22 protein-coding genes are annotated in these 22,685 nt (G+C 59.6%); 11 read left to right on the forward strand and 11 right to left on the reverse strand.

Annotation, left to right across the window (positions count from 1 at the left end):
- Positions 1 to 146 precede the first annotated feature (146 nt).
- Complete coding sequence (gene argS, locus ACJ8IN_RS00840) at positions 147 to 1,877, forward strand: arginine--tRNA ligase (RefSeq protein ID WP_308325791.1); 1,731 nt, start codon at positions 147 to 149, stop codon at positions 1,875 to 1,877.
- A gap of 62 nt (positions 1,878 to 1,939) precedes the next feature.
- Here the strand turns inward: argS and murJ are convergent, their stop codons facing one another.
- The 4 genes from murJ to rimJ form a co-directional block, all read right to left on the reverse strand.
- On the reverse strand, positions 1,940 to 3,475 hold the full coding sequence (gene murJ / locus ACJ8IN_RS00845; RefSeq protein WP_033654412.1) for a murein biosynthesis integral membrane protein MurJ: 1,536 nt from the start codon (positions 3,473 to 3,475) through the stop codon (positions 1,940 to 1,942).
- Positions 3,476 to 3,581: 106 nt separating this feature from the next.
- Complete coding sequence (locus ACJ8IN_RS00850) at positions 3,582 to 4,502, reverse strand: Gfo/Idh/MocA family protein (protein ID WP_060423445.1); 921 nt, start codon at positions 4,500 to 4,502, stop codon at positions 3,582 to 3,584.
- Positions 4,495 to 5,142: a YceH family protein gene (locus ACJ8IN_RS00855; protein WP_033647660.1), complete on the reverse strand. Its 648-nt coding sequence runs from the start codon at positions 5,140 to 5,142 to the stop codon at positions 4,495 to 4,497. Before ACJ8IN_RS00855 ends, ACJ8IN_RS00850 begins: the two co-directional genes overlap by 8 nt.
- A 9-nt stretch (positions 5,143 to 5,151) precedes the next feature.
- Positions 5,152 to 5,736: a ribosomal protein S5-alanine N-acetyltransferase gene (gene rimJ / locus ACJ8IN_RS00860; RefSeq protein ID WP_033638511.1), complete on the reverse strand. Its 585-nt coding sequence runs from the start codon at positions 5,734 to 5,736 to the stop codon at positions 5,152 to 5,154.
- A 346-nt stretch (positions 5,737 to 6,082) separates the two neighbouring features.
- Here rimJ and mdtH point away from each other — a divergent pair, with 346 nt between their 5' ends.
- From mdtH to ACJ8IN_RS00885, 5 genes are all read left to right on the forward strand, one after another.
- Positions 6,083 to 7,288 carry a multidrug efflux MFS transporter MdtH gene (mdtH, locus tag ACJ8IN_RS00865; RefSeq protein ID WP_308325792.1) on the forward strand — a complete coding sequence of 402 codons (1,206 nt, stop codon included), beginning with the start codon at positions 6,083 to 6,085 and terminating at the stop codon, positions 7,286 to 7,288.
- Positions 7,289 to 7,361: 73 nt separating this feature from the next.
- A complete protein-coding gene (locus ACJ8IN_RS00870) occupies positions 7,362 to 7,610 on the forward strand; it encodes a hypothetical protein (protein WP_033634870.1) in 249 nt (82 codons plus the stop codon).
- A gap of 127 nt (positions 7,611 to 7,737) precedes the next feature.
- Entirely contained in the window at positions 7,738 to 8,385 is a 648-nt protein-coding gene (grxB, locus tag ACJ8IN_RS00875) for a glutaredoxin 2 (protein WP_308325793.1), read from the forward strand.
- Positions 8,386 to 8,417: 32 nt separating this feature from the next.
- The gene (locus ACJ8IN_RS00880) at positions 8,418 to 10,058 is read left to right on the forward strand and encodes an ABC1 kinase family protein (RefSeq protein ID WP_308325794.1); all 1,641 of its coding nucleotides are present in this window, start codon (positions 8,418 to 8,420) and stop codon (positions 10,056 to 10,058) included.
- Positions 10,059 to 10,210: 152 nt separating this feature from the next.
- Positions 10,211 to 10,774 (forward strand): lipoprotein, encoded by a 564-nt coding sequence (locus tag ACJ8IN_RS00885; protein ID WP_004927555.1) that lies wholly within the window; start codon positions 10,211 to 10,213, stop codon positions 10,772 to 10,774.
- 56 nt (positions 10,775 to 10,830) lie between these two features.
- Here the strand turns inward: ACJ8IN_RS00885 and yebF are convergent, their stop codons facing one another.
- The 5 genes from yebF to cspE form a co-directional block, all read right to left on the reverse strand.
- Positions 10,831 to 11,190 carry a protein YebF gene (yebF, locus tag ACJ8IN_RS00890; protein ID WP_033634875.1) on the reverse strand — a complete coding sequence of 120 codons (360 nt, stop codon included), beginning with the start codon at positions 11,188 to 11,190 and terminating at the stop codon, positions 10,831 to 10,833.
- A 70-nt stretch (positions 11,191 to 11,260) separates the two neighbouring features.
- Complete coding sequence (gene yqfB / locus ACJ8IN_RS00895) at positions 11,261 to 11,569, reverse strand: N(4)-acetylcytidine aminohydrolase (RefSeq protein ID WP_004927562.1); 309 nt, start codon at positions 11,567 to 11,569, stop codon at positions 11,261 to 11,263.
- 39 nt (positions 11,570 to 11,608) lie between these two features.
- The gene (locus tag ACJ8IN_RS00900; protein WP_047571590.1) at positions 11,609 to 11,932 is read right to left on the reverse strand and encodes a YebG family protein; all 324 of its coding nucleotides are present in this window, start codon (positions 11,930 to 11,932) and stop codon (positions 11,609 to 11,611) included.
- Between the two features lie 88 nt (positions 11,933 to 12,020).
- Complete coding sequence (gene dbpA, locus ACJ8IN_RS00905) at positions 12,021 to 13,403, reverse strand: ATP-dependent RNA helicase DbpA (protein ID WP_060421399.1); 1,383 nt, start codon at positions 13,401 to 13,403, stop codon at positions 12,021 to 12,023.
- A 147-nt stretch (positions 13,404 to 13,550) separates the two neighbouring features.
- On the reverse strand, positions 13,551 to 13,760 hold the full coding sequence (cspE, locus tag ACJ8IN_RS00910; RefSeq protein ID WP_004927572.1) for a transcription antiterminator/RNA stability regulator CspE: 210 nt from the start codon (positions 13,758 to 13,760) through the stop codon (positions 13,551 to 13,553).
- Positions 13,761 to 14,006: 246 nt separating this feature from the next.
- Between cspE and purT the strand changes: the two genes are divergently transcribed.
- The gene (gene purT / locus ACJ8IN_RS00915) at positions 14,007 to 15,185 is read left to right on the forward strand and encodes a formate-dependent phosphoribosylglycinamide formyltransferase (protein WP_308325795.1); all 1,179 of its coding nucleotides are present in this window, start codon (positions 14,007 to 14,009) and stop codon (positions 15,183 to 15,185) included.
- A gap of 34 nt (positions 15,186 to 15,219) precedes the next feature.
- Here the strand turns inward: purT and ACJ8IN_RS00920 are convergent, their stop codons facing one another.
- On the reverse strand, positions 15,220 to 15,465 hold the full coding sequence (locus ACJ8IN_RS00920; protein WP_033634881.1) for a YoaH family protein: 246 nt from the start codon (positions 15,463 to 15,465) through the stop codon (positions 15,220 to 15,222).
- Positions 15,466 to 15,535: 70 nt separating this feature from the next.
- Positions 15,536 to 16,537 carry a glycosyltransferase gene (locus tag ACJ8IN_RS00925; RefSeq protein ID WP_033634882.1) on the reverse strand — a complete coding sequence of 334 codons (1,002 nt, stop codon included), beginning with the start codon at positions 16,535 to 16,537 and terminating at the stop codon, positions 15,536 to 15,538.
- A 520-nt stretch (positions 16,538 to 17,057) separates the two neighbouring features.
- Here ACJ8IN_RS00925 and pabB point away from each other — a divergent pair.
- The 4 genes from pabB (at position 17,058) to ACJ8IN_RS00945 (ending at position 22,671) form a co-directional block, all read left to right on the forward strand.
- The gene (gene pabB / locus ACJ8IN_RS00930) at positions 17,058 to 18,431 is read left to right on the forward strand and encodes an aminodeoxychorismate synthase component 1 (protein ID WP_047571780.1); all 1,374 of its coding nucleotides are present in this window, start codon (positions 17,058 to 17,060) and stop codon (positions 18,429 to 18,431) included.
- Complete coding sequence (locus tag ACJ8IN_RS00935) at positions 18,428 to 19,006, forward strand: CoA pyrophosphatase (protein WP_308325796.1); 579 nt, start codon at positions 18,428 to 18,430, stop codon at positions 19,004 to 19,006. The genes pabB and ACJ8IN_RS00935 overlap by 4 nt, the downstream gene beginning before the upstream one ends.
- 446 nt (positions 19,007 to 19,452) lie before the next feature.
- Positions 19,453 to 20,817: an L-serine ammonia-lyase gene (gene sdaA / locus ACJ8IN_RS00940; RefSeq protein ID WP_033634884.1), complete on the forward strand. Its 1,365-nt coding sequence runs from the start codon at positions 19,453 to 19,455 to the stop codon at positions 20,815 to 20,817.
- Between the two features lie 267 nt (positions 20,818 to 21,084).
- Entirely contained in the window at positions 21,085 to 22,671 is a 1,587-nt protein-coding gene (locus ACJ8IN_RS00945; protein ID WP_033634885.1) for an EAL domain-containing protein, read from the forward strand.
- Positions 22,672 to 22,685 lie beyond the last annotated feature (14 nt).

The following is a 22,685-nucleotide window of genomic DNA, read 5'->3' on the forward strand; positions in this document are numbered from 1 at the left end:
ATCGCAGCGGCCGCGCCAACTGCTGACGGACTCCGTCAGATCGGTTACAATTGCAGGCTGTTTTGTGGCGGTCGCCCATCGCGCCCGCCACCGTTGAATCCCACAGGGGCTGGCTTCAGCCCCTCGTTCGTCATTAAGGTAACCCGGTGAATATTCAGGTTCTTCTTTCAGATAAAGTCAGCCAGGCGCTGATCGCCGCTGGCGCGCCAGCCGATTGCGAAGCGCAGGTTCGCCCTTCCGCCAAGGCGCAGTTTGGTGATTACCAGGCCAACGGCGTGATGTCCGTCGCCAAAAAGCTGGGCATGCCGCCCCGGCAGCTGGCGGAAAAAGTGGTGCAACTGCTGGATCTCAGCGACGTCGCCGGTAAAGTGGAAATCGCCGGTCCCGGCTTTATCAACATTTTCCTGAACAGCGACTGGGTCGCCCGCCAGGCCGACCAGGTGCTGAACGCACCGAAACTGGGCATTGCGCCGGTTGAGCCGCAAACCATCGTTATCGACTACTCCGCGCCGAACGTGGCGAAAGAGATGCACGTCGGCCATCTGCGCTCCACCATCATCGGCGACGCCGCGGCGCGTACCCAGGAGTTTCTGGGCCATAAAGTGATCCGCGCCAACCACGTCGGCGACTGGGGCACCCAGTTCGGCATGCTGATTGCCTACCTGGAAAAAATGCAGAACGAAAACGCCAGCGACATGGGCCTGTCCGATTTGGAACAGTTCTATCGCGAAGCCAAGAAGCATTACGACGAAGACGCCGAGTTCGCCGAGCGCGCGCGCGCTTACGTCGTCAAGCTGCAGGGCGGCGATCAGTACTGCCTGAAAATGTGGCGCAAGCTGGTCGACATCACCATGGCGCAAAACCAGCTGACCTATAACCGCCTGAACGTCACGCTGACCGAAGACGACGTGATGGGCGAAAGCCTGTATAACGCGATGCTGCCGGGCATCGTCGCCGATCTGAAAGCCAAAGGGCTGGCGGTGGAAAGCGAAGGCGCCACCGTGGTGTTCCTCGACGAATACCAGAACAAGGACGGCGATCCGATGGGCGTCATCATCCAGAAAAAGGATGGCGGCTATCTCTACACCACCACCGATATCGCCTGCGCCAAGTACCGCTACGAAACCCTGGGCGCCAATCGCGTGCTGTATTACATCGACTCCCGTCAGCATCAGCACCTGATGCAGGCCTGGACCATCGTGCGCAAGGCCGGTTACGTGCCGGAGTCCGTCTCGCTGGAACACCACATGTTCGGCATGATGCTGGGCAAAGACGGCAAGCCGTTCAAAACCCGCTCGGGCGGTACGGTGAAGCTCTCCGATCTGCTGGATGAGGCAATCGAACGCGCCGAACAGCTGATCGCTGGCAAAAACCCGGACATGCCGCAAGACGAAATGAAGACCGTGGCCCGCGTGGTCGGCATCGGCGCGGTGAAATACGCCGATCTGTCGAAAAGCCGCACCACCGACTATGTCTTCGACTGGGATAACATGTTGGCCTTCGAAGGCAATACCGCGCCTTATATGCAATACGCCTATACCCGCGTGGCATCAGTATTCAAGCGCGCCGGCATCGACGAAAGCAGCCTGACGCTGCCGCTGACGCTGACCGAAGAGCGTGAAATTGCGCTGGCTACCCGCCTGCTGCAGTTCGAAGAGGTGCTCACCACCGTCGCGCGTGAAGGCACGCCTCACGTCATGTGCAGTTACCTGTACGATCTGGCCGGCTTGTTCTCCGGTTTCTACGAGCACTGCCAAATCCTGAACGCCGACAGCGAAGAAGCGCGTCAGAGCCGCCTGAAGCTGGCGCTGCTGACCTCGAAAACGCTGAAAACCGGTCTGGATACGCTGGGTATCGAAACCGTCGAACGCATGTAAACCGCACCGTGCGGAAAGCAAAAAGGTCGCCTGGGCGACCTTTTTTTGTTCTTGCTTTCGGCTCAGGCGGCGCGGCGCGCAAAGTCGCGCGGGCGGAAGCCCAACCCTACCAGCACGCCAAAGTAGGCCACCACACCGGCCACCACCACCGCAGCCAAACGCAGCAAACGTTCCAGCATATTGCCCTGATCCCAGGCCGGCATCAGCCACATCACGCCAATCAGCACCGCCGACATCACCAGCACGGCGATCACCAGCTTGGTAAGGAACAGCGCCCAACCCGGCTGCGGCTGGAAAATCTTCTGCTTGCGCAGCTGCCAATACAGCAGCGAGGCATTCAGGCAGGCCGCCAAACCGATCGACAGCGCCAGGCCGGCATGCTTCAGCGGACCAATAAACGCCAGGTTCATCACCTGCGTCATAATCAGCGTGATGATGGCGATCTTGACCGGCGTTTTAATGTCCTGCCGCGAATAGAAGCCCGGCGCCAGCACTTTAACCACGATCAGCCCCATCAGCCCAACCGAGTAAGCCACCAGCGCGCGTTGCGTCATCGCCGCGTCAAAGGCGCTGAACTTGCCGTACTGGAACAGCGAAACGGTCAATGGCTTGGCCAAAATGCCGAGCGCGATGGCGCTCGGCAACGCCAGCAGGAAGCACAGACGCAGCCCCCAATCCATCAGGCGCGAATACTCGTCGTGGTTGCCGCTCGAGAAGCTTTTGGCCAGCGACGGCAGCAGGATGGTGCCCAGCGCCACGCCCAGCACGCCGGAGGGAAACTCCATCAGGCGGTCGGCGTAGTACATCCAGGACACCGAGCCGGACACCAGGAACGAAGCGAAAATGGTGTTGATGATCAGCGAGATTTGGCTGACCGACACCCCGAGGATCGCCGGCCCCATCTGGCGCATCACTCGCCAGACCCCGGCATCGCCCAGCTTGAGGCGCGGCAGCACCAGCATGCCTATCTTGCGCAGATGCGGCAGCTGATACCCCAACTGCAGCACGCCGCCCACCACCACCGCCCAGGCCAGCGCCAGCACCGGCGGGTTGAAATACGGAGCGGCGAACAGCGCGAAACCGATCATGCTGACGTTAAGCAGCGTTGGCGCAAAAGCCGGGATCGAGAAGCGGTTCCAGGTATTGAGGATCGCCCCCACCAGCGAAGCCAGTGAGATCAACAAAATATAGGGGAAGGTGATGCGCAGCAGCGCCGACGTCAGGGCAAACTTGTCGGGCGTATCGGTAAAGCCCGGCGCAGTAATGTAAATAACCCAGGGCGCGGCCAGCATCCCCAGCACCGTCACCACCGCCAGCACCAGCGTCAGCAGCCCGGAGACGTAGGCAATAAAAGTGCGCGTCGCCTCTTCACCCTGCTGGCTCTTGTATTCGGCCAGGATCGGCACGAAGGCCTGCGAAAACGCCCCTTCGGCAAAGATACGGCGTAACAGATTCGGGAGTTTGAACGCCACGAAAAAGGCGTCCGTTGCCATGCCGGCCCCGAACACGCGCGCAACGATCGCATCGCGGGCAAAGCCCAACACCCGCGAAAACATCGTCATCGAGCTGACGGCAGCCAAGGATTTGAGTAGGTTCATGTGGTTGTCTGATAGGTACCGTAAATATCAACGCCTGCAACAGCAGGCGTCAGTGAAACAATCGGCTCAGTTTACGCATCCGGAAAAGAATAGCTACCGCCATATGTTACATAGAGTTATCCCGCAGCAAACGCTCGACCACCCGCTGGGCGGCCAGTGCCTGTTCGCCGCCGGTTTCCGGCGCGCTCTGGTTGGCGACGGCATCAAGGAAATGCCGCACCGCACCGTCGAAGCCGCGTTGCACCAGCGTGCTTTGCCAGCCCGGCACCGGTTGCTCCAACTCGCCCTGCGCATCTTCACGCAGCCAGTGGCGCATATCGATCAACTGATACAGCGCGCCGTCGGTCACCGCCTGCACGCTTTCGCGCTGGCTGCCGCCGCGGCGATGCATACTGGTCGTCACCTGCGTGTCGCCGCAGGCGAAGTGATGCTCGGCGTACAGCATTTCACCGGCGGCGTTGGCGCGCAGGCTGCCGCTCAGCAGTTGCTCCCGCCCGCCCGCCAGCCACAGCGCAGTGTCCACCACGTGCAGGTAATCATCCAACAGGGTAAAACGCAGATCGTGCGGGCCGACGCTGTCCGCCCGATGTTTATCCATGCGAATGGAGGCCGGCTGATTCATTTGCTGTTTGAGCTGCCGGTAAAGCGGCGCGAAACGGCGGTTGAACCCCACCATCAGCGTTTTGCCTCGCCGCTCGGCCTGCTCAAGCAGCTGCTCGCCCTGCTCCAGCGTCTCCGCCAGCGGTTTATCGACGTAAACGTGCACGCCGCGGTTCAGCAACTCGCCTATCACCGAAAAATGGCTCGCGGTGCTGCTGTGAACAAAGACCGCGTCGCACTGTTCGGCCAGGCTGTCCAGACGGGAGAAACAGGCCATACGGTAGCTGTCGCACAGCGGCTGGGCTTTTTGCTGATTGGGCGAAAAACCGCCCACCAGCGTCCAATCCGCCGCCTGGCCGAGGATTGGCAGATACGCCTTCTGCGCGATACTGCCCAACCCCACCACGCCTACACGCAATTTAGTCATTCGCATCCCTCGCCAACAGCTGTTGCAACTGCCGTTTCAGCTCCGCCACTTCGCTTTCCAATGCGCTGACTCTGGCGCTCAGTTCGCCGTCGTCCTCAGCGTCGAACGCCGCCGGCGGCGCTTCATCAATTTGACCGCTGAACAGATGCATGAACCGGCTTTCGCGCTTGCCCGGCTCACGCGCCAGGCGCACCACGAACGGGCCATCTTCGCGCGTGGCCAGTTGCTGCAGCACCTGTTCGACCTCGCTGACATCGCTGAACTCGTGCATCCGATTGGTGCGGGTGCGCAGCTCGCCCGGCGTTTGCGCGCCGCGCAACAGCAAGGTGGCGATCACCGCCAGTTCGGCAGGCGAGAGTTTCAGCTGGCCGAACTCGGAGTTGCAAAACCGCTGTTCGTACTTCACCACCCGATTGCCGAACCCGCTGAGGGTGCGCAGGAAATGTTTGCGCAGCAACAGATCGAGCAGTTGCTGCACTTCGCTTTCGCTCAGGTCCATCACCGGTTCGCGGTTGGTTTTTTGGTTGCATGCCAGCGTAATGGCATTCAGCGAAAGCGGGTATTGATCCGGTGTCGTGACCTGTTTTTCCAACAGACAGCCGATAACCCGGGCCTCTCTGGCGTTCAATTCATATTTCATCGTTTGGCCTCAACGTGGGGGTAGCCACTCTTTATTGGTGTATGCCGTCAAAACGTGGTCTTGCCACTGGCCGTCGATCAGCAGGTAATCCTTGGCGTAACCTTCGCGTTCGAATCCCAGACGCGTCAGCAATGCGCCGCTGCGCTGGTTGTGTGGCATATAGTTGGCCATGATGCGGTGCATGCGCTGTTGGCGCAGCATATAGCGGATGGCGGACTGCAAGGCTTCGAACATCAGCCCTTGCCCCTGCCACTTTTCCCCCAGCGAATAGCCGAGGAAACAGGCATGAAACGAACCGCGCAGCACGTTGCTGAAGTTCGCCACGCCGCGCACTTCCTGCTCTTCTGGATCGAGCAGGATAAAATAGTAGGCGCTGCCCTGCTTTTGCATTTCGGTGATCATGCCCAGACGCGCCTGCCAGCCGGAAGGATAACAGTGGCTTTCGTCGCGCACCGGCTCCCAGGGTTTGAGAAAGGCTCGGTTCTCGGCATAATAATCCGCCAGACGGTAGGCATCCCGTTCATTCACTAAACGGACCACCATCCGGTCGGTTGTAAGACGTACTTTTGGCGATGCAGAGCGATAGCCGAACATCATTTCCCCCGCAGTCAAAACGGTTCGATAAGAAGTATTTATTGGGAAGCCGCGTGGATAATTCTCCGGCGCCGATCTGATGCCATGACTTTATTTTGCCAATAGCGCCTCAGAACCGCACTTCCCCGCATTCAATATAACCGTAGCCCGCCCCCGAGGTAAAATCCCGGTCGCTCAGTAAATCGCCGAATACGCGTTTTACGGCGTTTTTCCGCCCATTTTGCAGCACAGGTAACACCTTGACGATAAAAAAATATTATCTACACGCCCCCTGTCGCCGTAGGGGAATTGGGTAGAGAATGGAAGCGTTGTTCCCCCCTCTTTCTTTAATTGCTCATGGTGAAGCATGTCTCTGGTGTCGCAAGCACGCAGCTTGGGTAAATATTTTCTGTTGCTCGATAATCTGCTGGTGGTTTTAGGCTTCTTTGTCGTTTTTCCGCTTATTTCGATCCGCTTTGTCGATCAATTAGGATGGGCGGCGCTGATCGTCGGCATCGCGCTGGGTTTGCGGCAGCTGTTGCAACAAGGGCTCGGCATCTTTGGCGGTGCCATCGCCGATCGCTTCGGCGCCAAGCCGATGATCGTCACCGGCATGCTGCTGCGCGCCGCCGGTTTCGCCACCATGGCGATGGCCGATGCCCCCTGGATCCTGTGGTTCTCTTGCGCGCTGTCCGCCCTCGGTGGCACGTTATTCGATCCGCCGCGCACCGCTTTGGTGATCAAGCTGACCCGTCCGCACGAACGCGGCCGTTTTTTCTCGTTGCTGATGATGCAGGACAGCGCCGGTGCGGTGGTCGGCGCGCTGATCGGCAGTTGGCTGCTGCAGTACGACTTTCACTTTGTCTGCTGGGTTGGAGCGGCGATCTTCGTGCTGGCCGCCGGCTGGAACGCCTGGCTACTGCCGGGTTACCGCATCTCTACCGTACGCATACCGATGAAGGAAGGCATGTTGCGGGTCCTGCGCGATCGCCGCTTCCTCACCTATGTCCTGACGCTGACCGGTTATTACATGCTGGCGGTGCAGGTGATGCTGATGATGCCGATCGTGGTCAACGAAATCGCCGGTTCACCGGCGGCAGTGAAATGGATGTATGCGATTGAAGCGGCGCTGTCGCTATCGCTGCTCTATCCGCTGGCGCGTTGGGGAGAAAAACACTTCCGGCTAGAGCAGCGCCTGATGGCGGGCCTGTTGCTGATGACGCTCAGCCTGCTGCCGATCGGTCTCGCCACCAGCTTGCAGGGGGTATTCACGCTGATCTGCTGCTTCTATCTGGGATCGATCATCGCCGAACCGGCGCGCGAAACGCTGAGCGCTTCGCTGGCCGATCCGCGTGCGCGCGGCAGCTATATGGGCTTCAGCCGCCTCGGCCTGGCGCTGGGCGGCGCGTTGGGTTATACCGGCGGCGGCTGGATGTACGATACCGGCCGGACGATGAACATGCCGGAGCTGCCCTGGTTGCTGCTTGGTGCAGTAGGCTTCGCTACGCTGCTGGCGCTGTACTGGCAGTTCAGCCCGCGGCGCAGCGCGTCGATGATGCTGCGCCGCGGTTGACGCCATAGAAATCCGGCCGAATCGGCAACAGCTGCTATCCTGTTAGTAAAAACACCCACAGGAGCCCGTCGGCATGAGTGAAGAAGCAAAATTACCGCAACTACTCGAACATATGATACTGAACTTGCGCATGATTTATGCGCGCGCCACCCTGGTGGAGAAGGCGCTGGCCCATATCCTCGCCAGCGACGCCGGCCTGAAAAACGATATTATCAAACAGCTGCAGGTCGTCACCGCCGCCAACGAACGTGACCGAATCGATCTGGATGAAGCTCGCATTCACCTGATCGATGTGCTCAACTCAGTACCGGCCAAGAAATAACGCCCCCTGTCCCGCGCCGATGCGCGGGCAATTTCGCAATAACGCACCATCCAACACACGCACGTCAAGACAGCCTCGATAAGCTGTGGTAACTATTGCTGTTAAAACCTGACAACCCGGAGCAAGCATGAAACTGTTTATTTACGATCATTGCCCATTCTGCGTGAAAGCCCGCATGATTTTCGGCCTGAAACGTCTGCCGATTCGCCTGGTCACGTTGCTCAACGACGATGAAACGACTCCGTTTAACCTGATCGGCCAAAAAATGGTGCCTATCCTGGTCAAAGACAACGGTGAAGCGATGCCGGAAAGCCTCGATATCGTGCGCTATGTCGATGCTCTGGACGGCAAGCCGGTACTGACCGGCCGCACCAACCCGGCCATCGCCGAGTGGCTGCAGCGGGTGGGCGGTTACAGCGCGAAATTGTTGTTGCCGCGAATTGCGCATGCCGATTTCGAAGAGTTTGCCACCGACAGCGCCCGCCGTTACTTTATTGATAAAAAGCAGGCGTCAATCGGGGATTTCGCCGAGCATCTCGCCAATAGCGCCGATCTGATCGCCCAGTTGGAAGCCGATCTGCAAGCGCTGTCGCCGCTGATCGTCTCCGCCGACGCGGTGAACGGCGAACTGTCCGAGGACGATATTCACCTGTTCCCGCTGCTGCGCTCATTGTCGATCGTCGCCGGGGTTGCGCTGCCGGATAACGTGGAAGCCTACCGCAACCACATGGCGCAGCGCAGCGAGGTGCCGTTGCTGCTGGATATGGAACAATAACGTTTGAGCAACCAAAAGGATATGGCGTACTGATGCTGAAAATGGTGCTCGCCACCGCTCGCGATCGGGCGCGGCTGAAGGAAATAACCTCCGTTCTGATCCGTTATGGCCTGCAAGACGTTCTGCGTCTGCTGGGTCTGGGGGCTTTGCTGCGCGGCGCCCGCGCTGGATCCGCCCAACAGGACGCCCAAACCCTGCCTGAGCGGCTGCGCGAAGCGCTCGAGGCGCTGGGGCCTACCTTCGTCAAATTCGGCCAGATCCTGGCCACGCGTTCCGACCTGCTGGATCCGGCCTGGACCGACGAACTGGATCGCCTGCACAGCCGGGCGGCAGTGTTGCCATGGGAAACGCTGGCGCCACAGATCGTTGCCGACCTGGGCGGCGAACCCGAGCGGCTGTTCGCCGAATTCGATCGCACGCCGCTGGCGGCGGCGTCGATGGCGCAAATCTACCGCGCACGCCTGCACAGCGGCGAACAGGTGGTGGTGAAAGTGCTGCGGCCCGGTCTGGCGAAAACCATCCACGCCGATTTGCGGCTGCTGGCCTCGCTGGCGGAAACCGTAGAGCAGCAGAGCCCGGCGCTGGCGCGCTATCGGCCGCGGCAGATGGTCAGAGCGCTGGCGACGGCGCTCAATCATGAACTGGATTTGACCCACGAAGGGCATAACTGCGACCGCGTCGCCGGGATGTTCGCCCATCAACCTGACGTCGTCGTGCCGAAAATCTATTGGCAATGGTCTTCCCCGCGCCTGTTAGTGCAGGAATACCTGCCCGGCACCGCGCCGGAAAACCCTCAGCAGCTGGCGGCAGCGGGCTTTGACGGCCCGCTGCTGGCGCAACGCGGCGCCCGCGCCTTTATGAGCATGGTACTGGAACATCGGCTGTATCACGCCGATCCTCACCCCGGCAACGTCATGGCGCTGAGCGGTGACCGCGTCGGCTTTATCGACTTCGGCATGGTGGGCCAGCTGTCCGAGCGGCGGCGCAACCAGTTGCTCCTGCTGCTGCAGGCCATCGCCGATCGTCAGTCCGAAGGCATCGTCAACACGCTGATCGCCTGGTCGGACAGCGAACCGCTGGATTTGATGGATCTGGAGCTGGCGGCGCAAAACTTTCTCGACAAACAGGCCGCCGCCACTCTGACCTTGGGCAAGGCCCTGACCGACCTGCTGGTGATGGCGCGTGAGCACCAACTGGCGCTGCCGCCCGATCTGGTGCTGCTGTTCAAGGCGTTAATCACTGCCGACGGCGTGCTGCACCGATTGGATCCGGCCTTCGACATCGTCGCCACCCTCAAACCGATGCTGCAACAAACGGTGCTGCAACGCTATGCCCCGGGCGCCGTGCGCCAGCGGCTGTTGGCTCTGGGCGGGGAAGCGCTCGACGCCGGAGAAGAACTGCCGCAAACCCTGCGGCTATTGGTTCGCCGTCTGAAACGCGGGCAGCTCAATGCCGATATCAACGTCAGGAACCTCGGTCAGTTGAGCAAAGCGCTGGAGCGCGCCGCCGTCACCCTGGCCATCGCTATCGTCACCGCCGCTTTTGCCCTGGGCCTGGCGCCTTATCTGATGCATTCTTCGCTGCGGCTGTGGGGCATTCCGCTGTTCCCGCTGTTGGGGGGCGCTGCCTGCCTGGCCGGCGTGGCGCTCTTGGCGCTGCGATTGCGGCGTTGACGCTTTCGGCGTTATCCGATAGGTGTCGCCCGCTTTTGCGCGCACTATCCCCTGCACATCGCCGCCTGCCGTTTTCAGGGGCAGGCGGAACGTTTATAATGATTAATCAATTATCTGCAGCACTTTTCGCCAGCAGTCGCAATGAGGCATTAATGAAGAAGATCCTGATGGGCGCAGCCGCCCTGCTGTTCGCCGGCGTATTGGCCGGTTGCAATCAACTGACCCAGTACACCCTGAGCGAGCAGGAAGTGAATGATTACCTGCAGAAACACAACGACTATCAGAAGCAGATCGGCGTGCCCGGCCTGGTGGACGCCAACATCGTACTGACGCAGCTGCAAAGCCAGATTGGCCGCAGCGAGCCGGGCAAGGTCACCCTTTCCGGCGATGCCAAGGTCAATATCACGTCGATTCTCGGCCCGCAGGCGGCGGATCTGAAGCTGACGCTGAAAGCGCAGCCGGTTTACGACCGTGCACAGGGCGCCATTTACCTTAAAGACATGGAACTGACCGATTACAGCGTGCAGCCGGAAAAAATGCAGACGGTGATGAAAGCGCTGACGCCATATCTGAATCAGTCGCTGAAGTCTTACTTCGACCAAAAGCCGGCTTATGTGCTGAATCCTGACAACAGCAAAACCGAAGCGCTGGCGAAAAAACTGGCGAAGGGATTGGAAGTGAAACCGGGTGAGTTGGTGATCCCGTTTAGCGACTGACCGCCTCTTGATGCATCAAGCCCGCCGCCAGGCGGGCTTTTCATTGCGGAAAACGATTACTGCGGCGCGCTGTAGGCGATCTCGCCGGTGTTGCAGTTGAGCGTCACGTTGTAGGTTTTATCCGCTTTGGTGCCACGCACCGTCAGCGGCACCTGCCACACCTGATCCTTGCCGGTGATGGCATCCGGGCTAACCCAGGCGATCGGGGTAGCGGTGCCCAGCAGTTTTTTGTCCGCCTCCCAGCGCGTGATGCGGTTCTGCAAGAAGTCGCGCTTGACCTGGGCGGCGATATCCGCCGGCTGCAGCCCCGCACACTGCCCCACCTTGGCGCTGCGTTGCTCTTGAACCTGCGCCCACACCGCAGTCGATGCTCCCATCATGGCCAACAAGGCGATAGCCAAAGCCGTTTTTTTCATGTCTCCTCCCGTTGTGATTAGCGCTATCCGGGCGCCCATCCCTGGCTCACAACAGGGTTTCGGCAAAGGGTTACCGTTTGACGAACTCGATGACAAACAGCGCATCCAGACCCGGATAGATTTCCTTGATCACCTGCTTCAGTTCGCCGAGCGACATGTTCTCCTGCTGTGCATGGCGTTCGGTCAGCGCATCCAGGCGCACCGGCGTTACCGACAGCACTTCGATAAAGCAGAAAAATACGCCGTCTTCATTGCGGCTTACGCGCAATACCTCGCCCGGTTCGAAGTGCGACTCACTGGCATCCCGAATGGTGATGGTTTTGCGCCCCGCCAGAATGTCTTGCTCAAAGCGGCTGAAGAAAGTTATTTCACGGCTCATTTTAGATCCTTTTTCATCACAACACCGCAACATAAGCCATTATGCCGCTTGCTTTTCTGACGCAGATCCCTCTTTTGAGTTAGAGACTGCTTTTTTCGCTTTCGCTTCCGTCGGTTTCTTGCCGGTTTCCGCCGGTGATGCGCCGCGCAGGATCAGCCCCAGCGCATCCTTATTCTCCGCCAGGAAGAAGCTCAGCCCTTCGCGCTGTTCGTCATCCAGGTTCAGCGGTACCTGTCGCAACCACTCTCCGAGGTTATCCGCCAAATCCAGCATTTTGTCGTAGGCGTCGGCTTCTTTCTTGCTCGCGAAAGTCATTTTTTCCTCACCGTTTCTCACCACCACATATTTAACTTCAACCGCCATGCGTGCGTCCTCAAATGCTCAAATACCTGTAAATATATACAGTATAAATAGATAGTGGCGGGAAGGCAAACCGCCGCCCGCCTTCGGCTTATTTCAGCAGCCGCACCTTGCAGCTCTTGCCTTTGATTTTGCCCTGTTGCAGCTGTTGCAGCGCCTTGCGTGCGCTGGCTTTACGGATCGCGACGTAGGCATGCACCGGGAACATGTCGATCTTGCCCACTTCCGCCGCCGTCAGCCCGGCATCGCCGGTCAGCGCGCCGAGGATATCGCCGGGGCGGATCTTCGCCTTGCGGCCGCCGTCGATGCACAGCGTCACCATCTCCGCCTCCAGCGAGCCGTTGGCGGCCCCGCTCAGCTCGGACACCGGCGCCCAATCGACGGTCATCTGCAGGTAGTCTTCAATCGCATGCGCCCGCGCCATTTCCTGCGGCGTGCACAGGCTGATCGCCAGCCCGCTCATGCCGGCACGGCCGGTACGGCCAATACGGTGCACGTGCACTTCGGGATCGAACGCCAGTTCGTAGTTAACCACCAGCTCCAGCTCTTTGATGTCCAGCCCGCGAGCTGCGACGTCGGTCGCCACCAGCACCCGGCAACTGCGGTTGGCGAAGCGCACCAACACCTGGTCGCGATCGCGCTGCTCCAGATCGCCATGCAGCGCCAATGCGCTGATGCCGCGGGCCTCCAGGGCCTCAAGCACCGTCTGACAATCGCGTTTGGTATTGCAGAACACCACGCAGGACGCAGGTTGATGATAACGAATGGCCGACACCAGCAGCGCCGGGCGCTGATCGCGCGTGGTCTCATAGAAGCGTTGTTCGATGGCGGTCTGCGCTTCGTCATCGCCCACTTCGACGCTCAGCGGCTGGCGCTGAACGCGTTCGCTGATGCGTTCGATACCCGCCGGATAGGTGGCGGAAAACAGCAGCGTCTGACGCTGCGGCGGCGTGTAGCTGATCACATCGTCGATATCGTCGGCGAAGCCCATGTCCAGCATGCGGTCGGCCTCATCCAGCACCAGCACCTTCAGTTCGTCCAGCAGCAGCGTTTTCTTGCGCAGATGCTCCTGAATGCGCCCCGGCGTCCCCACCACGATGTGCGGCGCGTGCACCAGCGAATCGAGCTGCGGCCCCATCGGTTGGCCACCGCACAGCGTCAGGATTTTGATGTTTTGCGTGAAACGCGCCAGGCGACGCAGCTCTTTGCTCACCTGATCGGCCAATTCGCGGGTGGGGCAGAGCACCAGCGCCTGCGTGGCGACCTGAGCGACGACGATATTATTCAGCAGACCAATGCCGAACGCCGCCGTTTTGCCGCTGCCGGTTTTCGCCTTGGCGCGCACGTCCCGCCCTTGCAGAATGGCGGGCAACGCGGCGGCCTGCACCGGCGTCATTTTGGCGTACCCCAGTTCGTTGAGGTTGGCCAACTGTTCGGCTGGCAGCGGCAGGGAAGAAAAAGAAACTGTGCTCACGGCGATAACTCTTATATGACGAATGGAATGGCGGCGCGCCCGCAGGTTGGCGCCGAATCAGCGGCAAATGATAACAGAGATGGGCGGCGTTACGGGCAGCGGGCATAAAAAAACCCGCCGGCGGCGGGTTTCTTGGCGGCTCCGTCGTTAAATGGCGACGACGTTGGCTGCGGCAGGGCCACGTTGGCTGTCCTGGATGGAGAACTCAACCTGCTGGCCTTCAGCCAGGGTCTTGAAACCATCGCTAACGATAGCGGAAAAATGAACGAAAACGTCTTTAGAACCGTCGGCAGGCGTGATGAAGCCGAAACCTTTGCTTTCGTTGAACCATTTAACGTGACCAGTGATCTTGCTCATTTGTGTTTCCTTTACTTGATAAACCTGCCTTGACGGCACGAGACGCGAAAACCATGCTATATGTAGGCTTTCTTTCGTCGTCGGTTATTAACGCATAATCGCCCATGCAGGGCAAATATTTCTGCTTGTTATAAAAACAGCAAGTTAGCAACAAACTTGGCGCAGCGGCTGCGCACGCAATCGTTTTCGTATATACTGCCCGCCGATCATCAATCCGCTTACTTTCACCGATCCAGGTACGAAACTATGTTAACGATTGGAACCGCCCTGCGCCCTTCCGCCACCCGCGTTATGTTGCTCGGCTCCGGGGAGCTGGGCAAAGAAGTCGCCATTGAATGCCAGCGCCTCGGCCTGGAAGTGATCGCCGTCGATCGCTATCCCGACGCCCCCGCCATGCACGTGGCGCACCGCAGCCACGTCATCAATATGCTGGACGGTGACGCGCTGAAAGCCGTTATCGAACAAGAGCGGCCGGACTATATCGTTCCCGAAATCGAAGCGATCGCCACCGCCATGCTGGTCGAGCTTGAACGCCAGGGCCACCGCGTGGTGCCCTGCGCCGAAGCCACGCGCCTGACCATGAACCGTGAAGGCATCCGCCGTCTGGCGGCGGAAGAGCTTGGCCTGCCCACCTCCAGCTACCGCTTTGCCGACAGCGAGGCGACTTTCCGGCAGGCGGTCGAGCACATCGGCTACCCGTGCATCGTCAAACCGGTGATGAGTTCTTCCGGCAAAGGACAAAGCCTGATCCGCACGCCTGAACAGCTGCAAAGCGCCTGGGATTACGCCCAACAGGGCGGCCGCGCCGGCGGCGGCCGGGTGATCGTCGAAGGGCTGGTAAGATTTGATTTTGAAATTACGTTGTTGACCATCAGCGCCGTGGACGGCGTACATTTCTGCGCGCCGATCGGCCATCGTCAGGAGGATGGGGACTATCGCGAATCCTGGCAGCCGCAGCGCATGTCAGCCGCGGCGTTGAGCCGTGCTCAGGCTATCGCGGAGAAGGTGGTGAAGGCCCTGGGCGGTTTCGGCCTGTTCGGCGTGGAGCTGTTCGTCTGTGGTGACGACGTGATCTTCAGCGAGGTGTCTCCGCGGCCGCACGATACCGGCATGGTCACGTTGATCTCACAGGATCTGTCCGAGTTCGCCCTGCACGTTCGCGCGTTTCTCGGGTTGCCGATTGGCGCCATCCGCCAGTTCGGCCCTTCCGCTTCGGCGGTGATCCTGCCCCAGCTGACCAGCAGCGATGTGCGCTTCAGCGGCCTGGGACACGCGCTGCGCGGGCACAGCCAGCTGCGCCTGTTCGGCAAACCGGAGATCGCCGGGCAGCGTCGCCTGGGCGTGGCGCTGGCGACGGCGAACACAACGGAACAGGCGGTGGAGCAAGCGAAACAAGCCGCCGCCGCCGTAGCGGTCAACGGCTGATACTCACGGGGCCGCTTGCGCGGCCCCGATAACGTCAATAGTCTTCGTCTTCTTCAGCATCGTCATTCCGCGACGCCTCCGGGGCGGCCTCATGCTGCTCGTCTTCATCATCGTCATCGAACAGTACCGCAACCTGAGCGCCCTGATGCTTCTCGCGAATTTCCTGCGCAACGCGAGCAATGGCTTCACCGCTGCTCATGCCCTGCTCCATCAGTTGATGGATGCGATCCGCCGCTTCCTGCTGCTCCGCGTGACTCAGTAATGGCATACCTGCATGCATGTGTCGTTTTCTCCGGCAAAAGGGAGAAGGAGTATACGCGCTAACGCGGCGGATCCCAACGTCTTGTGGCTCAGGCCGGTTGCGAGCAGCCGTTATCGCTGCGCCACTGCTTCAGCCGATGCCGCCACAGCATGACATGCCACCCCTGTTTCAGGCCGCGCGCATTGGCGAACATCGCTCTGTCGATGCCGCGCTGATAGAACTCTTCGGTGATCTGACTCTGGGCTGCCGGATCCGGTTCACGACGAATGCTGTGGCAAATGCCCAGCGCTTCGCGGGTGATTTGCCAATGGAAAGCCGGACGAATGGCGACAGTGCCGGCATAGCGCCGGTTGAGCCGCTCCAGCATCTCGACGATTTTCATATAGTGGCGTTGATAATCCACGTTCGCCTGACCGGTGCGACGGCGGTTGCTGATCGATTTGTCGTGCACCCGTTGACGGTACAGCGGCGTGCTTAAATATTTGACCCGTTTGGCATTAAACATGACTTCCGTTGTCCAGGGAATATCCTGGTGATGCAATCCCGGCTCGAAATAAAGCCGATGCTGGCGAATAAAGTCGAGGCGATATATTGCCAGCCATACAACGTGAATAAACTTTCGCGATTTCAGCGCACGTTCAAACCACTGTACGCCGGTGATAACGTCGGTGGTGCGCAAACGCGCCTCGGGAAAAATCGGCTGCAATTCATCCTGGCTGGTGAAATAGCGTTCGCCATTGCATTGCATCACGTCTAATTGGTGTTGTTCCGCCTGTTCCAGCAGCGTGGAATACATGTCCGGCGCCAGCACATCGTCGGCATCGGGAAACGCCACATATTTGCCTCGGGCAACGGCGAGCCCGGCATTGCGCGCGTTAGAAACACCGGCATTGGCTTGATCGATCACACGAATATGCGGATGCGCCGCCGCGTAACGGTGTGCGATCTCCCCCGAACCGTCGGTGGAACCATCGTTAACGATGATCACCTCCAACCGCTGCTCACGCTGGGCCAGCAGCGAGGCCAGGAAAGGCTCCAATAATTCCCCCGCATTGTGCATCGGGACGATCACGCTCAGCATTAACGACATAGGCAGCTCTTTAAGGATAATGTAACAAAATAATAATTTTACTTTTCTAAAAGACGCATAGGGTTCAGCGCACGCTGAAATAGCGTGACGCCTGCAAATTCCCGCAGCGGCTAATGGAACCGAACCTGCTTTTCTTTATTCAAACCAGCGCCAGAAAGCGCTGAGTAATTAACCCATTAATTCCAAAGGGCGGCGACGCTGGCTAAAATCAGGCAAAACCACGCCGCTCCGCATCTAATAACAAGCAGAAATAATAAATTTATGAAATTAACGAATCTTTTTTTATATTTTTCGGGCCTTGCGCCCGCGGCAAATAGGCTTCCAGTGCATTTGACGTTAAATTTTTAACATATCGAAGTATAATCAATGGCGCAAAAAATGCCTTATTTCAGGTTTATTGAACTGCCGTTTATGTGAACTGTGCTGCATGCCGCGCATGGCAAAACATGCATGACGTGACCGTCTATGGCACACTAGCCGCCAGATATCGCCGCCCTCACAGCCAGGTTTATTGACGTTCATGAGCGTAACCGCCCCAAACATAAAATCGTTGCCCTACAGCCGCAGTGCCCTGATGACGCTTTTCGCCCCGCTTTCAGCACAGCCCTGGGCGATGCTGCTGCATTCTGGCTTCGCCGACCATTCGCATAACCGCTTCGATATCCTGGTCGCACAGCCGCGCGTTACGCTCACCACCCAGGGCGCCGGCACGACAATCGAAAGTGACGGCGTCACCATTGAGTCTCAGAAGGATCCGTTCTCCCTGCTGCAGCAGCAGCTGGCGGCGCAAGGCTGGCAGCCGGCGTTTAACCCGGATCTGCCGTTTCAGGGCGGCGCCCTGGGGCTGTTCGGTTATGATCTCGGGCGCCGGGTGGAAACCTTGCCGCAGTTGGCTGAAGCCGACCTCGCTCTGCCGGACATGGCGGTGGGCATTTATGACTGGGCATTGATTGCCGATCACCAATTGCAAACCCTGACGCTGCTCAGCTATGGCGATGTGGAGCAGCGCTGGCGCTGGCTTACTAGCCAAACCGCGCCGACGGAGCGCCCCTTCACGCTGCTAAGCGGCTGGCGTGCCAATATGAGCCGCCGGCAATACGGCGAGAAGTTCCAACGTATTCAACACTACCTGCGCAGCGGCGACTGTTACCAGATTAATCTGGCGCAGCGGTTCTCCGCCGACTATCAGGGGGATGAATGGCAGGCGTTTTGCCGACTGAGCGCCTGCAACCGTGCGCCGTTCTCCGCTTTCCTGCGGCTACCGCACAACAGCGTGCTGAGCGTCTCTCCCGAGCGCTTCCTGTGGCTGGCGCAGCAGCGCATCCAAACCCGCCCGATCAAGGGCACGCTGCCGCGGCTGGCGGACGCGGAGCAGGACGCCGCGCAGGCGCGCCGCTTGGCCGATTCGCCCAAGGATCGCGCTGAAAATCTGATGATCGTCGATCTGCTGCGCAACGATATCGGCCGCGTCGCCCAGCCCGGCAGCGTACGGGTGCCGGAACTGTTCGTCGTGGAGCCGTTCCCCGCCGTGCACCACCTGGTGAGCACCATTACCGCCACCCTGCCGGAGCAGGCCTCGGCCACCCAGCTGCTGCGCGCCTGCTTCCCCGGCGGTTCGATCACCGGCGCGCCCAAGGTGCGCGCGATGGAAATCATCGAAGAGCTGGAGCCGCAGCGGCGCAACGCCTATTGCGGCAGCATCGGTTACCTGAGCGCCTGCGGCACCATGGACACCAACATCACCATCCGCACGCTCGTCACCGAAAACGGCCGCATCCACTGCTCCGCCGGCGGCGGCATCGTGGCGGACAGCCAGGAGCAGGCGGAATACCAGGAGACCTTCGACAAGGTTGGCCGTATTCTGCCGCAGCTTGGGGAGTATGCCCCGTCGTGATCCCATCGAACTCACCGGCCTCGCTGCACGCCTTTATCAGCCGTTTTCAACTGCAGCTGCCGCAGGCGGCGCAGATCTCGCACAATGTGCGCCCGGCGGCGGTGCTTATCCCGATCGTCTGCCGCGCCGAGCCGACGCTGCTGTTGACCCGCCGCGCCGACTCGCTGCGCAAACATGCCGGCCAGGTGGCCTTCCCTGGCGGCAAGACCGACGCCGAAGACGGATCGGCGATCGTCACGGCGCTGCGGGAAGCGCAGGAAGAAGTGGCGATACCGCCGCACGCGGTGACCGTCCTCGGCCAAATGGCGCCGCTCGACAGCAGCACCGGATTTCAGGTCACGCCTATCGTCGGCCTGATCCCGCCGGACGTGCAGTTCCGCGCCAACGAGGGTGAAGTGGCGGACGTGTTCGAGATGCCCTTGCGAGAAGCGCTGACCCTGTCGCGTTACTACCCGCTGGATATTCATCGCGCCGGCCGCACGCACCGCATTTATCTCTCCTTGTATCACAGCCAGTTTATCTGGGGGCTGACCGCCGCCATCATTCGCCGCCTGGCGCAACAGGTCAGTATTTAGCCCGCATTGCGTGATCTGACTCGCAATCTGGCATGGCCGTCGGCGTCAGCTGCAGGTAAAGCGATCGAAATCACTTCATTTGATCGCTTTTTCAACTACCGTTCCGGTTGAATGGTTTTAAAAAAACTGTAAACCCTCTCTTAAACCTTACGAAATACCTGTAAAATACCACCGCCCGAGATAAACCACTGTAGAAACAGGGATTAAGCCGGCGGCGTTCAGCACGGAAGGCTGGCGCGATTACCGCTAATGGAGCTTGGGCGAAAGCGGATACCCCGCTTAAGGGTTCGCCCCGGGTAATCAGGAAAAAAAGCGACACCACGGATTATTTAATTTCATGCGAAAAAGGCAGCCGAACCCGCACGGCCCTTTTACAATATCGCTGTTCCCTGCGCGGTTTTTAACCGCCGCAGCCATAACAATACGTCTCTTTAAGGAGTTTTAGCGTGATTAGCGTTTTCGACATGTTTAAGATCGGCATCGGCCCGTCCAGCTCTCATACGGTTGGACCGATGAAAGCCGGCAAACAGTTTGTCGACGATCTGGTAAATAAAGGCCTGATGCCTTCTATCACGCGTGTTGCCGTAGACGTTTACGGCTCACTCTCATTGACCGGCAAAGGTCACCATACCGATATCGCCATCATTCTCGGCCTGGCCGGCAACATGCCGGACACCGTCGATATCGATAGCATTCCGGGTTTTATTCGCGATGTAGAACAACGTCAACGCCTGATGCTGGCCAACGGCCTGCATGAAGTCGATTTCCCGCGCGACGGCGGCATGGTCTTCCGCAGCGACAACCTGCCGCTGCATGAAAACGGCATGCAGATCCACGCCTTCGCCGGCGATAAAGAAGTGTACAGCAAGACCTATTACTCTATCGGCGGCGGTTTCATCGTCGACGAGGAGAACTTCGGTAAGGACGCCGAGCAAGAGCTGCAAATGCCCTATCCGTTCAACTCCGCACGCGAAATGCTCGATCACTGCCGCGAAACCGGCCTGTCGCTGTCCGGCATGGTGATGCAAAACGAACTGGCGCTGCACAGCAAGCAAGAGATCGAGACCTACTTCGGCAACGTCTGGCAAACCATGCGCGCCTGTATCGATCGCGGTCTGAACACCGAAGGCGTGCTGCCGGGGCCGCTGCGCGTGCCGCGCCGTGCCTCCGCGCTGCGCCGCATGCTGGTGGCGTCGGACAAACTGTCCAGCGATCCGATGAACGTGATCGACTGGGTCAACATGTTCGCGCTGGCGGTTAACGAAGAAAACGCCGCCGGCGGCCGCGTGGTTACCGCGCCGACCAACGGCGCCTGCGGCATCGTGCCTGCGGTACTGGCTTACTACGATCACTTCATCGAGTCCGTCAGCCCGGACATCTATATCCGCTACTTTATGGCGGCGGGCGCCATCGGCGCGTTGTACAAGATGAACGCCTCCATTTCCGGCGCCGAAGTCGGCTGCCAGGGTGAAGTCGGCGTAGCCTGCTCCATGGCGGCGGCCGGCCTGGCCGAACTGCTGGGCGGCAGCCCTGAACAGGTGTGCGTGGCGGCGGAGATCGGCATGGAACACAACCTGGGGTTGACCTGTGACCCGGTCGCCGGCCAGGTGCAGGTGCCGTGCATCGAGCGCAACGCCATCGCCTCGGTCAAGGCGATCAACGCCGCCCGCATGGCCCTGCGCCGCACCAGCGAGCCGCGCGTTTCGCTGGATAAGGTGATCGAGACCATGTACGAAACCGGCAAAGACATGAACGCCAAGTACCGCGAAACGTCACGCGGCGGCCTGGCAATCAAGGTGCAATGCGACTGACAGATAACCCCGCCGCCCGGCGGGGTTTTTTATGGGTAATCAATTCATTGAACGTTTTAGTGATAATGTCACAAAAAAATATCCTGCATTTTTCTCATCGATCCGGCGGTTAGCCTGCAAATTGGCCTTCTGTTTTACCAAACTGAAATAATTTACTGAGTTACCATCAATCTTGTATAACCTCAGGCTAGAATTAGCCGAGCGCAACTTAAGGATCAATGGCCTGACTGTGACTCGGAGCTGGATTACCGAACAAGGATTTACCGGATGTTGATGACCCACCTCGCCGCGTCCCGATATCGTTACTACCGTTGGCTGCTGGCCGGAGCGGTGGGCGCGGCTATTCTGTTGGTATCGCTGTATACCCGTTACTATCAAGAGGTCAAAAGCATCGAGTTGAGCCAACACACGTTGGCCACCCGCACCGTCGGCAAGCTCAACCAGTTGCTGACGCCGGCGCAGCTGCAGGCGGAACGCAGCATGGACATGCTGAACCAGCCCTGCGAGAACGTGTCATCGACCCTGCGCTTTCGCGCCGCGCAAAATCAGGCGCTGCGCGCCATGTTGCTGGTGAAGAACGGCATTATTTATTGCTCCAGCCTGTTTGGTGCCCGTCATTATCAGCTGGCCGCGGTGATGCCTACCTTCGTCAACAGCGACGCCAGGCTGGCGCTGCGCCCCTCGCTGGCGGTGAGCAAAGGTCTGCCCACGCTGGTGCTGTGGACGCCATCGCCCCGCGATAAAACCAGCGGCGTGCTGCACGTATTCAATATCGAGCTGCTGTCCAACTTTTTACTCGAGCCGCAGGAGCCTTACGTTCAGCGCGTGGTGCTGAACGTGGCCGACAGCAGCCTGGAATACGGCCGCCGCGAAATCCTGAGCCGCGATACCCTGACCAACGATCTGCGCTACACCGCCGGCTCCGCGCTGTATCCGTTCTCGATTTCGCTGTTCGGCCCGCAGATCGGCATGCTGGCGCTTTCCGCCCTGCCGCGCCATATTCCGCTGGCGCTGCTGATCAGCCTGTTGGCCGCCTATGTGGTCTATCTGCTCACCGCCAACCGCATGAGCCTGTCTTATCACATCGGCCATGCCATCACCCATCGCGAGTTCCGCGTCTACTGCCAGCCGATCATCCACAGCGATACCGGGCGCTGCGCCGGCGTTGAGATGCTGCTGCGTTGGAAAAAGAAGCGGCAAGGGTGGATCTCGCCCGACGTGTTTATTCCGCTTGCCGAGCAGCATGAGCTGATCATTCCGCTCACCCGCTATCTGATGAGCACCGTGACGGAAAATCTGCAGCTGTTTCCGCCCCGGCCGTCGTTCTACATCAGCATCAACGTCGCCGCCGAGCATTTTAAAACGCTCAATATCATCGACGATATTCGCCAGATTTGGCTGCCGGCGCACCCGATGCCCTCATTGATGCTGGAACTGACCGAACGCACCGCGCTGTCGGCAATTCAGTATGACCAGATCCGCACGCTGAAAGACATGGGGATCATGCTGGCCATCGACGATTTCGGCACCGGTCACAGCTCGCTGAGCTACCTGAAGAACCTCAGCCCGGACGTCTTGAAGATCGATCGCGGGTTTACCGCCGCCATCGGCACCGACGCGGTCAACGCCACGGTGACCGACACCATCATTACGCTGGCGCAGCGCCTGAAGCTGAAACTGGTGGCAGAGGGGGTGGAAACGGAGGAACAGGCCGACTATCTGCGCTCACGCGAGGTCAATGCCCTGCAGGGATATTATTTCGCCAAGCCGATGCCGATCCACGTTTTCCCGCTGTGGTTGCAGCAGTACGAATCGCGCGTCAGGAAAGCGGAAGAGGATCCGCCGGAGGCCTGAGCCCCCGGCGGGAG

This window comes from Serratia sp. CY31944, assembly GCF_052169175.1.
Taxonomy (GTDB): Bacteria; Pseudomonadota; Gammaproteobacteria; order Enterobacterales; family Enterobacteriaceae; genus Serratia; species Serratia sarumanii.

Excerpts from the sequence above, each read along its gene's own strand:
- murJ (WP_033654412.1), bottom strand. The coding sequence starts at position 3,475 with ATGAACCTACTCAAATCCTTGGCTGCCGTCAGCTCGATGACGATGTTT.
- ACJ8IN_RS00850 (WP_060423445.1), bottom strand. The coding sequence starts at position 4,502 with ATGACTAAATTGCGTGTAGGCGTGGTGGGGTTGGGCAGTATCGCGCAG.
- ACJ8IN_RS00855 (WP_033647660.1), bottom strand. The coding sequence starts at position 5,142 with ATGAAATATGAATTGAACGCCAGAGAGGCCCGGGTTATCGGCTGTCTG.
- rimJ (WP_033638511.1), bottom strand. The coding sequence starts at position 5,736 with ATGTTCGGCTATCGCTCTGCATCGCCAAAAGTACGTCTTACAACCGAC.
- mdtH (WP_308325792.1), top strand. The coding sequence starts at position 6,083 with ATGTCTCTGGTGTCGCAAGCACGCAGCTTGGGTAAATATTTTCTGTTG.
- ACJ8IN_RS00870 (WP_033634870.1), top strand. The coding sequence starts at position 7,362 with ATGAGTGAAGAAGCAAAATTACCGCAACTACTCGAACATATGATACTG.
- grxB (WP_308325793.1), top strand. The coding sequence starts at position 7,738 with ATGAAACTGTTTATTTACGATCATTGCCCATTCTGCGTGAAAGCCCGC.
- ACJ8IN_RS00880 (WP_308325794.1), top strand. The coding sequence starts at position 8,418 with ATGCTGAAAATGGTGCTCGCCACCGCTCGCGATCGGGCGCGGCTGAAG.
- ACJ8IN_RS00885 (WP_004927555.1), top strand. The coding sequence starts at position 10,211 with ATGAAGAAGATCCTGATGGGCGCAGCCGCCCTGCTGTTCGCCGGCGTA.
- yebF (WP_033634875.1), bottom strand. The coding sequence starts at position 11,190 with ATGAAAAAAACGGCTTTGGCTATCGCCTTGTTGGCCATGATGGGAGCA.
- yqfB (WP_004927562.1), bottom strand. The coding sequence starts at position 11,569 with ATGAGCCGTGAAATAACTTTCTTCAGCCGCTTTGAGCAAGACATTCTG.
- ACJ8IN_RS00900 (WP_047571590.1), bottom strand. The coding sequence starts at position 11,932 with ATGGCGGTTGAAGTTAAATATGTGGTGGTGAGAAACGGTGAGGAAAAA.
- cspE (WP_004927572.1), bottom strand. The coding sequence starts at position 13,760 with ATGAGCAAGATCACTGGTCACGTTAAATGGTTCAACGAAAGCAAAGGT.
- purT (WP_308325795.1), top strand. The coding sequence starts at position 14,007 with ATGTTAACGATTGGAACCGCCCTGCGCCCTTCCGCCACCCGCGTTATG.
- ACJ8IN_RS00920 (WP_033634881.1), bottom strand. The coding sequence starts at position 15,465 with ATGCATGCAGGTATGCCATTACTGAGTCACGCGGAGCAGCAGGAAGCG.
- ACJ8IN_RS00925 (WP_033634882.1), bottom strand. The coding sequence starts at position 16,537 with ATGTCGTTAATGCTGAGCGTGATCGTCCCGATGCACAATGCGGGGGAA.
- pabB (WP_047571780.1), top strand. The coding sequence starts at position 17,058 with ATGAGCGTAACCGCCCCAAACATAAAATCGTTGCCCTACAGCCGCAGT.
- ACJ8IN_RS00945 (WP_033634885.1), top strand. The coding sequence starts at position 21,085 with ATGTTGATGACCCACCTCGCCGCGTCCCGATATCGTTACTACCGTTGG.